Source organism: Pseudomonas capsici (genome assembly GCF_017165765.1).
In the GTDB taxonomy this organism is placed as follows: domain Bacteria; phylum Pseudomonadota; class Gammaproteobacteria; order Pseudomonadales; family Pseudomonadaceae; genus Aquipseudomonas; species Aquipseudomonas capsici.
The window spans coordinates 12,710-25,589 of record NZ_JAFGZD010000024.1 but is presented as its reverse complement, the minus strand read 5'-3'; the positions used below and the strand labels follow the sequence as shown (position 1 = coordinate 25,589).

The 12,880-nt window shown below is 59.2% G+C and carries 13 protein-coding genes; 6 read left to right on the top strand and 7 right to left on the bottom strand.

Features of this window, described 5'->3' with window-relative positions:
* Positions 1-179 precede the first annotated feature (179 nt).
* Positions 180-1,301 carry a beta-ketoacyl-ACP synthase III gene (locus tag JSY17_RS22710; RefSeq protein ID WP_200998512.1) on the top strand — a complete coding sequence of 374 codons (1,122 nt, stop codon included), beginning with the start codon at positions 180-182 and terminating at the stop codon, positions 1,299-1,301.
* Positions 1,302-1,433: 132 nt separating this feature from the next.
* On the opposite strand, the gene JSY17_RS22705 is transcribed toward JSY17_RS22710, so the two are convergent.
* Entirely contained in the window at positions 1,434-2,699 is a 1,266-nt protein-coding gene (locus JSY17_RS22705) for a putative porin (protein WP_117185093.1), read from the bottom strand.
* A 271-nt stretch (positions 2,700-2,970) separates the two neighbouring features.
* Here JSY17_RS22705 and JSY17_RS22700 point away from each other — a divergent pair, with 271 nt between their 5' ends.
* The gene (locus JSY17_RS22700; RefSeq protein ID WP_206402654.1) at positions 2,971-4,098 is read left to right on the top strand and encodes a GNAT family N-acetyltransferase; all 1,128 of its coding nucleotides are present in this window, start codon (positions 2,971-2,973) and stop codon (positions 4,096-4,098) included.
* 122 nt (positions 4,099-4,220) lie between these two features.
* Here the strand turns inward: JSY17_RS22700 and JSY17_RS22695 are convergent, their stop codons facing one another.
* The 4 genes from JSY17_RS22695 to JSY17_RS22680 form a co-directional block, all read right to left on the bottom strand.
* Positions 4,221-6,053, bottom strand: coding sequence for an ABC transporter ATP-binding protein (locus tag JSY17_RS22695; RefSeq protein ID WP_117181031.1), 1,833 nt, complete (start codon positions 6,051-6,053; stop codon positions 4,221-4,223).
* A gap of 107 nt (positions 6,054-6,160) precedes the next feature.
* On the bottom strand, positions 6,161-6,730 hold the full coding sequence (locus JSY17_RS22690; protein WP_117166100.1) for a peptidylprolyl isomerase: 570 nt from the start codon (positions 6,728-6,730) through the stop codon (positions 6,161-6,163).
* Between the two features lie 117 nt (positions 6,731-6,847).
* Entirely contained in the window at positions 6,848-7,636 is a 789-nt protein-coding gene (locus JSY17_RS22685) for an alpha/beta fold hydrolase (protein ID WP_122369915.1), read from the bottom strand.
* A gap of 15 nt (positions 7,637-7,651) precedes the next feature.
* Positions 7,652-8,575, bottom strand: a complete 924-nt coding sequence (locus JSY17_RS22680; RefSeq protein WP_117166102.1) for a LysR family transcriptional regulator — start codon at positions 8,573-8,575, stop codon at positions 7,652-7,654.
* Between the two features lie 64 nt (positions 8,576-8,639).
* Here JSY17_RS22680 and JSY17_RS22675 point away from each other — a divergent pair, with 64 nt between their 5' ends.
* From JSY17_RS22675 to JSY17_RS22665, 3 genes are all read left to right on the top strand, one after another.
* Entirely contained in the window at positions 8,640-8,954 is a 315-nt protein-coding gene (locus tag JSY17_RS22675) for a 3-phosphoglycerate kinase (RefSeq protein WP_117166103.1), read from the top strand.
* A 140-nt stretch (positions 8,955-9,094) separates the two neighbouring features.
* A complete protein-coding gene (locus JSY17_RS22670; RefSeq protein WP_200998508.1) occupies positions 9,095-9,694 on the top strand; it encodes an FMN-dependent NADH-azoreductase in 600 nt (199 codons plus the stop codon).
* Between the two features lie 179 nt (positions 9,695-9,873).
* Complete coding sequence (locus tag JSY17_RS22665; RefSeq protein ID WP_206402656.1) at positions 9,874-10,740, top strand: carboxylate/amino acid/amine transporter; 867 nt, start codon at positions 9,874-9,876, stop codon at positions 10,738-10,740.
* A 21-nt stretch (positions 10,741-10,761) separates the two neighbouring features.
* Here JSY17_RS22665 and JSY17_RS22660 read toward each other — a convergent pair whose 3' ends face one another.
* Positions 10,762-10,899 carry a DUF2256 domain-containing protein gene (locus tag JSY17_RS22660; RefSeq protein ID WP_117166105.1) on the bottom strand — a complete coding sequence of 46 codons (138 nt, stop codon included), beginning with the start codon at positions 10,897-10,899 and terminating at the stop codon, positions 10,762-10,764.
* A 106-nt stretch (positions 10,900-11,005) separates the two neighbouring features.
* On the opposite strand from JSY17_RS22660, the gene JSY17_RS22655 reads away from it, so the two are divergent.
* Positions 11,006-11,458: a MarR family winged helix-turn-helix transcriptional regulator gene (locus tag JSY17_RS22655; RefSeq protein ID WP_201012320.1), complete on the top strand. Its 453-nt coding sequence runs from the start codon at positions 11,006-11,008 to the stop codon at positions 11,456-11,458.
* A gap of 7 nt (positions 11,459-11,465) precedes the next feature.
* Here the strand turns inward: JSY17_RS22655 and JSY17_RS22650 are convergent, their stop codons facing one another.
* Positions 11,466-12,863, bottom strand: a complete 1,398-nt coding sequence (locus tag JSY17_RS22650) for an MATE family efflux transporter (RefSeq protein WP_206402658.1) — start codon at positions 12,861-12,863, stop codon at positions 11,466-11,468.
* Positions 12,864-12,880 lie beyond the last annotated feature (17 nt).

Here is a 12,880-nt window from a genome sequence, read left to right as displayed (position 1 = left end):
ACTAGCGCCAAACCCCCGCCGTTATGGCACACTTCGCGCCTTGCCTTTAAGTATGCTGCGGGGTGTTGCCTTGCCCCGACAGCCAGTATTTACATGCGTATTGGTACGCTGGTTCCAATAAGTTGTTGGTCGCCACTTACCGTACTACTACCTGCAACACTCATAAGAGAGGAACGACCGTGCACAACGTCGTCATCAGCGGCACAGGCCTGTACACCCCGGCCAACAGCATCTCGAACGAAGAGCTGGTGCAGTCTTTCAATACCTATGTGGCCCAGTTCAACAGCGATAACGCCGCCGCCATCGAGCGCGGCGAAGTCGAGGCGCTGAGCGAGTCCAGCGTTGCGTTCATCGAAAAGGCCTCGGGTATCAAAAGTCGCTTTGTGATGGACAAGCAAGGCATCCTCGATCCGCAGCGCATGAAGCCGAACCTGCCGGAGCGCTCCAATGACGAATGGTCGATTCTCTGCCAGATGGGCGTGGCGGCGGCCGAACAGGCCTTGCAGCGTGCAGGCAAGACGGCTGCCGATATCGATGGGGTGATCGTTGCCTGCTCCAATCTGCAACGCGCTTACCCGGCCATCTCCATCGAAATCCAGTCGGCTCTCGGCATTCAGGGTTATGGCTTCGATATGAACGTCGCCTGTTCCTCGGCCACCTTTGGCATTCAGGCCGCCTGCAACAGCGTGCAATTGGGTCAGGCCCGTGCCTTGTTGGTCATCAGCCCGGAAATCTGTACCGCGCATCTGAATTTCCGCGACCGCGACAGCCATTTCATCTTTGGCGACGGTGCCACGGCGGTGGTGGTGGAGCGCGCCGATCTGGCCACTTCCCCGTACCAGTTCGATATCGTCAGCACCAAATTGTTGACCACGTTCTCCAATAACATCCGCAACAACTTCGGCTTTCTCAATCGCACCTCGGATGAAGGCGAAGGCGCGCCGGACAAACTGTTCGTCCAGGAAGGCCGCAAGGTATTCCGCGATGTCTGTCCGATGGTGGCGGAGCTGGTGGGGACTCATCTGAGCGAGAACGGGTTGAATGCCAGCGATGTGCAGCGTTTCTGGCTGCATCAGGCCAACCTGAGCATGAATCAGTTGATCGTCAAGAAGCTGTTGGGGCGCGATGCCAGCGTCGAAGAGGCACCGGTGATTCTCGACACCTACGCCAACACCAGTTCGGCAGGCTCGGTGATTGCCTTTCACTCCTACCAGGATGACTTGCCCAAGGGCGCGCTGGGTGTGCTCAGTTCTTTCGGGGCGGGGTATTCGATTGGCAGTGTGATCCTGCGCAAGCGTTGATCACACTGCCTGAAAAGAAAGACAGGCCGGCATTGGCAGATCGACGGATGATGGGGAGCGATCTGCCAAGGCCAGCCTGTAAAAACGAGAGCGTGCAGCGTTAATGAAAACTCGACGCGCAGCCAGTCTTGCTTAGAACTTGGCTTCTACATCCAGTTGCAGCGTCTTCACATCCGAATCACGCGGGCTTGCTGAAGTAGCGTAGTCGGCTTTGGTCAGGAAGTAGGTCGCGCCGACAGCGAAATTCTTGTCGATTTCGTAACCAACTTTTAGCTTGTGGCCGCGTGAACCTGTGGTGCCGTTGGCGAAATCCGAATCGGTAAAGGCACCGACCACGGCGTTACGCTGAGTGTCGCGGTAGTTGTAGTCGAGGTTGAAGCCGAACACCTTGGTTTTCACGCCGGTCAGCCAGGCAGTGTCCTGATCGTCAGTGCTGTCGTTGTTGACGATGTACTGGCCATAAAGGGACAGCGGCAAGCCCAGGCCGTTGATGTCGATCTGGCCGAAACCTTCATACAGACGGAACTGATCGGTAGTGTTGCCGTTGACGCGCAGGGCAGCACTGTCCTTGTCGTTGCTGAAACCGTAGAGGCTGCCGCCGAGGGTGACTTTCAGGTCGTCGGTCGGTGCGAAGCGTGCACCTATCTGGCCTGCGTACATGCTCAGGTCATGACGGAACTGGGTGCCTTCGCCGTCGATGTTGTCCTTGAGGGTGTAGTAACCGGCGCTGCCGAACAGCTCGGTGTTGCCGCCCAGCGGGAGTTTGTAGGTGGTGGCCAGACCTTCCGGGTTGATGTCGCTATCCCAGATGACGTCGCCCATGCTGACCCACGGCTGGTTCATCTTGCCGCCGATCACATGCAGGTTCTTGACTGCGGTCGGAGCGTAGTCGATGTAGCCCAGGTCCAGCCACAGGTCTTTCTTGACGAAGTAGCCGTCCAGATCCTGGTTGGTGGAGCGTGCATCGTTGCTGCCGCCCGTGGCGATACGGATGCCGGTGCTCACCTGCGGGTTGATTTCGGTGTAGGCACCCAGACGGGCGCGGATACGCTGGCGGTCTTTATCCTGAGCGTTGGTCTGGCCGTCGATTTTGACGGTTTCCTGACGTACCCGCACATCGCCCTTGAACTGGGTCTTGGTGGCCCAGGCGATCTTTTTCTCGAATTCTGCCTGAGAGGCGGATTTGCTCTGCTGGATATCGGCCAGAGCCTGTTTCTGAGCTTGCTGGTCTTTTGCCAGTTCGGTCTGCAGCTCAGCGTACTGAGCCTCGTTGATCGAGCCGTTGGCCCTGAGCATGTCCAACAGCTTGGCGTCGACTGCGGCATTGGCCCCAACACTCATGGCCAGTGCCAGGCTGCCGGAAAGGGCGGCTGCAGTACGTTTAGAAACAAGACGCATGTCAATCTCCATAACTGAATAGCGGATGGGGGAAGCCATCCTTGTAAAAACCACCCAACAGGCAGGGCGCGGAGAGGGTTAGCACCCTCTGTTCTAAAAACAGGCGCCAGTATTGCGGCTGGTTATTTCAGAAGGGTGGCAATACGATGGCATGTTGGTGACGATTGAATGTCTGAAACATGCGAGCTAGAGCCTTCCGATCAACAAATCGTGAACATTGCGTTTCGATGAGGGATACTGCTGCGTCCTTCGATCTGCCTGGAACGTCCCCATGTTCGTCCCGACCGCCAGCCTCAGTGATGTCGTGCCTGCCCAGTGGGATGCGCTGGTTCCCGAGGGTCAGCCCTTTCTGCGACACGCCTTTCTCAGTGCTCTGGAAGACAGCGGCAGCCTCGGTCCCCGTTCGGGCTGGAAGGCCGAGCATTTGGTGCATTACGAGAAAGGCGAACTGATCGCAGCCTTGCCCGCTTATCGCAAATGGCATTCCTACGGTGAGTACGTGTTCGATCACGGCTGGGCCGATGCCTGTCGCCGTGCGGGCATCGCCTACTACCCCAAACTGCTTGCGGCTGTACCGTTCAGTCCGGTGAGCGGTTCGCGTGTTCTGGCGCAAACGCCGCAAGCCGGACTGCAATTGCTCGCGGGGCTGCCGGATTATCTGCAGGGCGAAGGCCTGTCGAGCGCCCATGTGAATTTCACCGATCCTGCCGCCGATGCCTTGCTGGTCGCTCAGCCTGGCTGGTTGCAGCGCTATGGTTGTCAGTTCCACTGGCATAACCGCGGTTATCGGGACTTTCAGGATTTCCTCGACGCCTTGAGTTCGCGCAAACGCAAACAGATGCGCAAGGAACGCGAACAGGTCGCGGGGCAGGGGATCGAGTTCGAGTGGCTGGAAGGCGCGCAGATGAGCGAAGTGCTGTGGGACTTCGTGTATGCCTGCTATTCCAATACCTATGAAATCCGTGGGCAGGCACCGTACCTGACGCGAGCATTCTTCAGCCTGCTGGCCGAGCGCATGCCCGAAGCGATTCGCGTGGTGCTGGCGCGTCAGGGGCATCGGCCAGTGGCCATGGCATTCAGCCTGACAGGGGGCGACAGTTTCTATGGCCGCTATTGGGGATGCCTGGCCGAATTCGACCGGCTGCATTTCGAGACCTGTTTCTATCAGGGCATGGATTACGCTATCGAAAAGGGATTACAGCGTTTCGATGCCGGTGCCCAGGGCGAGCACAAACTGATTCGGGGGTTCGAGCCGCAGATCACTCATTCCTGGCATTACCTGCTGCACCCCGGATTGAAGGACGCCGTAAGTGATTTTCTGGAGCAGGAAAGAGTCGGCATTCTGGCTTACGCCGAAGATGCGCGGGGGGCTTTGCCGTATCGGCAGTCAGGCGTGTAGGAATCAGTCAAGACATACCTGTCACTTGTGGGAGGGGCCTTGGCCGCGACGACCAGCTGACAGGCAACACATTTTCAGCGCCTGAACTGGCTGTCGCGGCCAAGGCCCTCCAACAGGTCGTATCAATCCACTCCGACAAACCCGCCGGTCTGATGCTGCCACAGCCGTGCATACAACCCGCCATGGGCCAGCAGCTCGGCATGGGTGCCGGTTTCGGCTATCTGGCCTTTTTCCAGCACCACCAGACGGTCCATACGGGCAATGGTGGACAGGCGGTGTGCGATGGCGATGACGGTCTTGCCTTGCATCAGGGTTTCCAGGCTTTCCTGAATCGCGGCTTCGACCTCCGAGTCCAGCGCTGAAGTGGCTTCGTCCATGATCAGGATCGGCGCGTCCTTGAGCAGTACACGGGTAATCGCGATACGTTGGCGCTGACCACCGGACAGCTTCACCCCACGCTCCCCCACATGGGCATCGAAACCGGTGCGGCCTTCGGAGTCGGACAGCAGCGGGATGAACTCTTCGGCGCTGGCCTTGTGTACGGCCTCCCACAGCTGTTCGTCGGTCGCACCTGGGTTGCCATACAACAGGTTGTCGCGGATCGAACGGTGCAGCAGCGACGTATCCTGAGTGATCATGCCGATCTGTGCCCGCAGGCTTTCCTGCGTGACCTCGGAAATATCCTGGCCATCAATCAGAATCCGGCCCGCCTGTACGTCGTACATGCGCAGCAGCAGGTTGACCAGCGTCGATTTGCCGGCACCTGAAGGGCCGATCAGGCCGATCTTCTCTCCGGGACGAATCTCCAGGTTGAGATTGTGAATGATGCCGTTGCCATTCCCGTAGTGAAAATCCACGCCCTCGAACTTCACGCCGCCCTTGTCGATCTTCAACTGCGGCGCGTCAGGCTTGTCGGTGACCGTGACCGGTTGCGAGATGCTTTCCAGCCCGTCCTGCACGGTGCCGATGTTCTCGAAGATGCCGTTGACCACCCACATGATCCAGCCGGACATGTTGACGATCCTGATCACCAGCCCCGTCGCCAGAGCGATGGCGCCCATGGAGATCAGCGACTGGGTCCAGAGCCACAGGGCCAGGCCGGTGGTCGAGACGATCAGCAGACCGTTCATGGTGGTGATGACCGTATCCATGGCGGTGACGACCCGGGCAGCCATCTGGGTCTTGTGGGTATGTTCGCTGATGGCTTCGCGAGCATAGCTTTGCTCGAAATTGGTATGAGCGAACAGCTTGAGCGTGGTGATGTTGGTATAGCCATCGACGATCCGCCCCATGAGTTTCGAGCGCGCATCGGAGGACACCACCGAGCGTTCCTTGACCCTTGGCACGAAGTAGGCGAGCGACAGGATGTAGGCCGCGATCCAGAGCATCAGCGGAATCATCAGGCGCCAGTCGGCTTCAGCGAACAGCACCAGTGAGCTGATGGCATAGATCAGCACATGCCAGAGGGCATCCACGGCCTGTACGGCCGAGTCGCGCAGCGAGTTGCCGGTCTGCATGATGCGCTGGGCGATGCGCCCGGCGAAGTCGTTCTGGAAGAAGTTGATGCTCTGCCTGAGCACATAGCTGTGATTCTGCCAGCGAATCATGTTGGTCATGCCAGGGCTGATGGTCTGATGCACCAGCAGGTCATGCAGGCCGACGAAGACCGGGCGCAGCAGCAGGGTCACGATCACCATCCAGATCAGTTCGCTGCCATGGACCGTGAAGAAATCCTTGGCGGGCGTGGTCTGGGCCAGGTCGATGATGCGGCTCAGGTAACTGAACAGCGCGACCTCGATCAGCGCGCCGATCAGCCCGACCACCAGCAGCGCGGTGAAAACCGGCCATACCTGACGCAGGTAATAGACGTAGAACGCTAGGACTGTATTGGGCGGGGAGGCGGTAGGTGCGTCTCGGAAGGTATCGATCAGTTTTTCAAAACGACGATAAAGCATTGGCTATGATCCCCACGCGATGTGGGTTCTCCTCGATGATTGGAGGCTCTCCCTGACAGAGCACATGCAGCCGGCCTCGAGCCCGGCTGCATGCGTCCGAATTTCCTTTACTCGACGCGCTTGGCCGACTTGATCAGGATCGGGTCGACAGGCACGTTCTGCATGCCTTTCTGGTTGCTGGTCTGGGCGTTGACGATCTGATCCACCACGTCCATGCCCTTGACCACTTTGCCGAACACCGCGTAACCGTAGTCACGCACGCCGTTGTCGAGCATGGCGTTGTCATTGGTGTTGATGAAGAACTGGCTGGTTGCCGAGTTCACGCTCGAAGTGCGGGCCATGGCGATGGTGCCGCGCACGTTGTGCAGACCGTTCTGCGCTTCGTTCTTGATCGGGTCCTTGGTGTTCTTCTGCACCAGATACTGGGTGAAGCCACCGCCCTGAACCATGAAGCCCGGGATCACGCGATGGAAAATGGTGTTGTTGTAGAAACCGCTGTCGACATAGCCCAGGAAGTTCTGGGTGCTGATCGGCGCTTTTTCGTCGGCCAGTTCAAGTTCAATCTGGCCGAAGCTGGTGTCGAGCACCACATGAGTGGCCTTGGCTGGAGGCTGGGCCGCCATCAGGTTGGCTGCGAACAACACGGAGCAGGCGGCGAGGGCGATTTTTTTCAGCATGGGGCAGAGAATCCTTCAGTGATGATGTCGACTGTGGCTGGCAAGGTAACCACGTTTGGCTTTTTTTGCCCAGCGTGATCGAAGCCTGAAACCCCGCATGTGAAGCGCATGCGGTTTTCAGACCTTGGTTGACGCGATGAATTCCAGAACGGTGCGATTGAATTGCTCGGGCTGGTCCAGCGGCGTGGCATGGCGGGAGTTTTCGATGACCACCAGCCGGGCGTTGGGCAACTCTCTGACGTAGGCTTCCTTGAGGGCCACCGGCGTGTAGTCGCGGTCGGCGCTGATAATCAGCGTCGGGCAGGTGATCCGTGACAGTTTTTTCTCCACGCCCCAGCCGACAATCGCATCGAAACTGGCCAGGTAGGCGCGCTTGTCATTCCGGCTCCAGCGCTCGGCCATCTTCTGGCGCAGTTCGGCCTGTTCCGGTCTGGGAAACAGCAGCTTGCCCAGGGCGTGTCCCAGGGTGTTCATGCTCACCACCCGCGCCAGCGTCCAGCGCTTGATCAGTTGCCTCAGGTCGCTGAAGCTGCGGACCTTGACCTGCGGCGCACTGTTGACGATGCACAGGCTCTTGAGCAGGCCAGGCTGATCCACCGCGATCTGAAAACCGATCATCCCGCCCATGGACAGGCCGACGATATGCACCGGCCCCAGGTGCAGATGCTCGATCAGGGCTTCGACATCGGCGCTGAAGCCCTTGATGCTGTAGCGCTCACGGGGTTTGTCCGAGCGACCATGGCCTCGTGCATCCATGACGATGACCCGGTAATGCTCGGCCAGCGCCGGGATCTGGTATTCCCAGTCCTGGCAACTGGAACCCAGGCCGTGCAGCAGCAAGACCGGTTCGCCCTGGCCGTATTCCTCGTAGTGCAGCGAACATCCGTCGTGTTCGAAAAAGTTCATAGGGTCCTTCCCCTGTCAGACTTGTTGAGGCGCCGCGAATGCCGCTGTCAGCGGAGCTGTGTCGAAGGTGCTGATCAAGTCGATCAGTATCTGGGTTGCCGGGCCCAGCGGTTTGTCTTTGCTGGAGTACAGATAGAACGACGGGTTGCGGCTGCCCCCCTTGTCCAGTGGCAGGACCTTGAGCACGCCTTCCTTGAGCTCTCGTTCGATCATGTGCCTGGGCAGCCAGGCAAACCCCAGGCCGCTGCTGACAAAAGTGGTTGCCGTGCCGAGGCTGCCGACGGTCCAGCGCTGTTCGGCACCGAGCCAGCCGATGTCGCGAGGCTGCTGGCGACCGGAGTCGCGAATGACTACCTGCAACTGGCTTTCCAGATCCTGGAACGTCAATTCGCGATTGACCTGATGCAAGGGGTGTTCGGGGTGGGCAACGGCAGTGAATTCCACGGTGCTCATTTCGGTGCCGAGGTAACCGGGAATGCTGAAGCCGCTGATAGCCAGATCGGCCGTGCCTTCGAGCAGGACTTCTTCGACCCCGGACAGTACTTCTTCACGCAGACGCACGCGGCAGCCACGACTCTGCGGCATGAATGCGCTCAGGGCACGTACCAGTCGCGCCGTGGGGTAGGCCGCATCGACTACCAGACGCACCTCGGCCTCCCAGCCTTGCTCCATATGATGAGCCAGGTCTTCCAGTTGGCTGGCCTGTTTGACCAGTTGTCGCGAACGGCGCAGCAGCACGCCACCGGCTTCGGTCAACACGGCCTTGCGCCCATCGATGCGCAGCAGTGGCACACCCAGCTGATCCTGCATGCGCGCCACGGTATAGCTGACCGACGATTGGGAACGGTGCAGAGCCTCGGCGGCCTGGGCAAAACCACCGTGATCGACAACGGCCTGCAAAGTGCGCCATTGATCGAGGGTCACGCGAGGGGCTTTCATTCTGTTATTCCTCTTTCCATCCCTATTGTCCTAATCTGACAGTCCTTTCTCTGGAGACTGCCCGATGAACAGATTGTGCTGTGTGTTGCTGGCGATGCTGCCCTTGAGTGCCTTTGCCTACCCCATCGAGGTGGAGAAGCATTACCAGGGGGTGCAGATCGACTACAACAGCCACGACACCTACCACGACACCGGCTCCATTACCGTGAACAACTACGGCAGTGTCGATGCCAAGTGTTCGGTAGTGTTTCGCAACGGTCCCGAAGCGCCACGCACGCGTCGCGTTCAGGTCGCCGCCGGCAAAAGCGTCGATGTCTCTTCCAAGTTCAATCGCAGCATCATCAAGCTGCGGATCACGCTCAATTGTGAGCCTGCGTAAAACTGAGGGTAGAGCGCTCCAGCGGATAAGACAAATTATTAGATATATAGAAGCAGATTTTTGCGCTTTTTAATCGATAGGTTCACGTTTAGCCTTCTCCTCCATTGAAACAACACACTCTTGGATGGAGATCAAAGGTCATGTCCCGTGTACTGGTTATCGAAAGCAGCGCCCGCCAGCAGGATTCGGTTTCACGTCAACTGACGCAGCAATTCATCAGTCAGTGGAAGAGCGCTCATTCCGGTGATGAAGTCACCGTGCGTGACCTGGGCAGCGAGCCTGTTCCTCATCTGGACGCGACCCTGCTGGGGGGCTGGATGAAACCTGTTGAGCAGCGCACCGCCACCGAACAGGCGGCGCTGGAGCGCTCTGACCGGTTGACCGGTGAGCTGATCGCCGCAGACGTGCTGGTTCTGGCGGCACCGATGTACAACTTCTCGATCCCCAGCACGCTCAAGGCCTGGTTCGACCATGTGTTGCGTGCTGGCGTGACCTTCAAGTACGGGGAAACCGGCCCGCAAGGCCTGCTGACCGGCAAGCGCGCTTTCGTGCTGACCGCCCGTGGCGGCATCTATGCCGGCAGCAGCCAGGATCATCAGGAACCCTACCTGCGTCAGGTGCTGGCTTTTGTAGGTATTCACGATGTCACTTTCATCAATGCAGAGGGCCTGAACATGGGGCCTGAATTCAGTGAAAAAGGCCTGAGCCAAGCGCTCGCCAAGCTGGCTGAAGTCGCCTGATTGTCACTTGTGGGAGGGGCCTTGGCCGCGCAGCCAGGCATTGAAAATGTGTTGCACTTCTACTGGTCGTCGCAGCCAAGGCCTCTCCCACGGGTTGTGGCTAACCTCTTCGTAAGATTCAAGCTGGACACCCAAACCAGCAACCCGCTATGTTCGCGACCTTCAAAAAAGGGGCGCACATGGGCTATCTACTTATCGTGACGCTGATCCAGGCGTTTTCCTTCAGCCTGATCGGTGTCTATCTGGCAGGCCATGTCGACAGCTACCTCGCTGTGCTGATTCGCGTGGTGCTGGCGGGGCTGGTGTTCATTCCGTTGACTCACTGGCGAAAGGTCGAGCCGAAGTTCATGCGTGGCATGCTGTTGATCGGCGCGCTGCAGTTCGGCATCACCTATGTCTGTCTGTACCTGAGCTTCCGCGTGCTGACGGTGCCGGAAGTGCTGCTGTTCACCATCCTGACGCCGCTGCACGTCACTCTGATCGAAGACGCCCTCAACCGGCGCTTCAACCCATGGTCCTTGCTGGCGGCCGGCGTCGCGGTGCTGGGGGCAGGGGTGATCCGCTATGACGGGCTGGATGGCGATTTCCTCGGCGGTTTCCTGCTGTTGCAACTGGCCAACTTCACCTATGCCGCCGGACAAGTCCTCTACAAGCATCTGGTGGCGCGCCATCCGAGCGACTTGCCGCACTATCGGCGTTTCGGCTATTTCTTCCTCGGTGCGCTGGCGGTGGTGCTGCCTGCCTTCCTGATGTTCGGCAACCCGCAGAATGTGCCCAACGACACCCGGCAATGGAGCGTCCTGCTGTTCCTGGGGTTGTGTTCCACGGCATTGGGCATGTACTGGTGGAACAAGGGCGCGTGTCTGGTATCAGGTTCAACCCTGGCGGTGTTCAACGTCCTGCATGTGCCGGTCGGTCTGCTGGTCAATCTGCTGATCTGGAACCAGCACGAGTCACTGAGCCGCCTGTTCATAGGCGGGGCACTGATCGTGGTGTCGCTGTGGATCAGCCGGTTCGGAGCCAGGCCTTTGCTGGCACGGGGGTAGGCGGAATCCTGAGGGCCGCATTCACTCGACACGTTTATGCCGCCGGCAACGCTCCGAGCAATAGCGCACCTCATCCCAGCAGCGCGCCCACTTCTTGCGCCAGGTGAAAGGCAATCCGCAAGTCGCACAGGTTTTTACGGGCAGCTCACTTTTCTTCAAACCGATTTTCTCCGCCCAGTTGTCATTGGTGACGGACCTGTCGACCTCGTTATACTCCGTCAGGCCACATATCCGACTCCGTGTTCATTCAATAGAGCGTTTCCCAATGGCTGTTCAACTCCCCGTCCGCTGCTATGCGACGGCGATGCGCAAGGCTTCAAGGCGGCTTACCCAACTCTATGACGATGCTCTGGCCCCTTCGGGACTGCGTTCGACCCAGTTTGCGATTCTTGCGGAGCTGGTTCCCCGCACCGACTCGCCGCCCACGTTACAGGAGCTGGCCGATGCTCTGGTACTGGACCGCTCTTCGCTCGGCCATAACCTCAAACCTCTGGAGCGCGATGGGCTGGTGGCGCAGCAGGTGAGCCTTGAAGATCGCCGTCGGCGGCTGATCGTGGCGACAGCGCAGGGCCAGGCGGCATTCAACTCAGCCCGTATCTTGTGGCGACAGGCTCAGGAACGCTTTCTCAAGACCTTCGGCGAGGAAGCGGCGGCCGAATTGTGCAAGGCATTGCTCGATATCGCCTACGACGAGCGTCTGGTGCTGACCGAGGACTGATCATCGTTCAAGACGACCGGATGACTCCCTTGAGCATGGCCAGGTAACTGACCAGTGCATACGCCACCAGTGAAAAGGCGGTGGCAATCGCGATGTTTGTCAGATCGGGCTCCAGATACAGCGCGGCCAGCCAGCTCAACGACGTGGCCAGCAGCATGCGGGTAGTGATCGCCAGGAAAGGCGCGCCTGCATGGCCAGCGCCTTGTGCGGCAAAGCCAAACACGAAGCCGAACCCGAGCGCGGCATAGAAAGGCGCAACAATGTGCAGGTAGTTTTTCGCCGGTTCCAGCACGGCGGGGTCGGTACTGAAAAACTGCAGCCACAGCATCGGGAAAATCGCGACGATCAGGCCAATGACCCCGACGAAGCCGGTGCCCACCAGCATCCCGATCCAGGCAACCCGTCTGGCCCTATCGATCCTGCCGGCCCCGACGTTGATGCCCACCATGGTCAATACGGCTGCGGACAGACCGAACAGCAAGGGAATCATCACGTAATCCAGGCGCGAAGCAATTCCGAAGGCGGCCAGTGCATCGGTGCCCGCCAGCCCGACGGCACCTGTGATGAGGATGACAATCAGGTTGGTCATGACCGTGCTGAGCGCTGCGGGAATTCCTACTTTCATGATTTCCCTGATCAGGCGCCACTCGAACGCGACCTTTGTGATGCTGAGGTTCGCCTTGCCCGACATCATGTAGCGCACCAGGAACAAGGCGGCAGCCACGTAGTAGATGGCAAAGGCTATACCGGCCCCGGCGATACCCATGGCCGGAACCGGGCCAAAGCCGAAAATCAGCGCCGGGGAGACGGGAATCAGAATGAGCGCACCCGTCAGGGTGATGAGCGCTGGAACCTTGACGTTCCCCGAGCCACGCAGCGATGCGCTGATCAGATTGACGATCCACATCGGGACCGCGCCCAGAAACAGATAGTTGGAGTACTCCAGCGCAGCGGCCAGTGCTGTGTCTCGCCCTCCCATCACATGATAGAGAACAGGCCCCAGCAGCAGTGCGGCGGCTGTAAATGACAGACCGATGAAGACTGCGAGGATGATGGAGTGCATCAGCAGGGAATCGGCATCCTGTCCGTTTCCGGCACCCACGGCCCGCGCCACCGCAGAAGCCACGCCACTGCCGATTCCACCTGCGGACATCGTCACCATGAGCATGTAGAACGGAAATACCAGAGCGACGCCTGCCAGGGCCGCGGTGCCCAGCAGCCCCACGTAATAGGCCTCGGCCATGGTAACGGCGGTCTGTGCCAGCAGGACGGCGACCGTTGGCCAGGCGAGCAGCAGTAGCGTCGAAAGAATCGGTCCGTTGAGAAGCCTTTCGCGGGCAGAGTCAACGGGCGGCGATGCTTTTGCTGTGAGTTGCTCCGCAACCATGGGGGGAACTTTTGACATGGCAGATCCGGTCTCGG

Bases quoted from the DNA above. Each gene is read 5' to 3' on its own strand.
- JSY17_RS22695 (WP_117181031.1), bottom strand. From the start codon at position 6,053: ATGCTTTATCGTCGTTTTGAAAAACTGATCGATACCTTCCGAGACGCA.
- JSY17_RS22650 (WP_206402658.1), bottom strand. From the start codon at position 12,863: ATGTCAAAAGTTCCCCCCATGGTTGCGGAGCAACTCACAGCAAAAGCA.
- JSY17_RS22680 (WP_117166102.1), bottom strand. From the start codon at position 8,575: ATGAAAGCCCCTCGCGTGACCCTCGATCAATGGCGCACTTTGCAGGCC.
- JSY17_RS22655 (WP_201012320.1), top strand. From the start codon at position 11,006: ATGGCTGTTCAACTCCCCGTCCGCTGCTATGCGACGGCGATGCGCAAG.
- JSY17_RS22690 (WP_117166100.1), bottom strand. From the start codon at position 6,730: ATGCTGAAAAAAATCGCCCTCGCCGCCTGCTCCGTGTTGTTCGCAGCC.
- JSY17_RS22670 (WP_200998508.1), top strand. From the start codon at position 9,095: ATGTCCCGTGTACTGGTTATCGAAAGCAGCGCCCGCCAGCAGGATTCG.
- JSY17_RS22675 (WP_117166103.1), top strand. From the start codon at position 8,640: ATGAACAGATTGTGCTGTGTGTTGCTGGCGATGCTGCCCTTGAGTGCC.
- JSY17_RS22700 (WP_206402654.1), top strand. From the start codon at position 2,971: ATGTTCGTCCCGACCGCCAGCCTCAGTGATGTCGTGCCTGCCCAGTGG.
- JSY17_RS22665 (WP_206402656.1), top strand. From the start codon at position 9,874: ATGGGCTATCTACTTATCGTGACGCTGATCCAGGCGTTTTCCTTCAGC.
- JSY17_RS22685 (WP_122369915.1), bottom strand. From the start codon at position 7,636: ATGAACTTTTTCGAACACGACGGATGTTCGCTGCACTACGAGGAATAC.
- JSY17_RS22705 (WP_117185093.1), bottom strand. From the start codon at position 2,699: ATGCGTCTTGTTTCTAAACGTACTGCAGCCGCCCTTTCCGGCAGCCTG.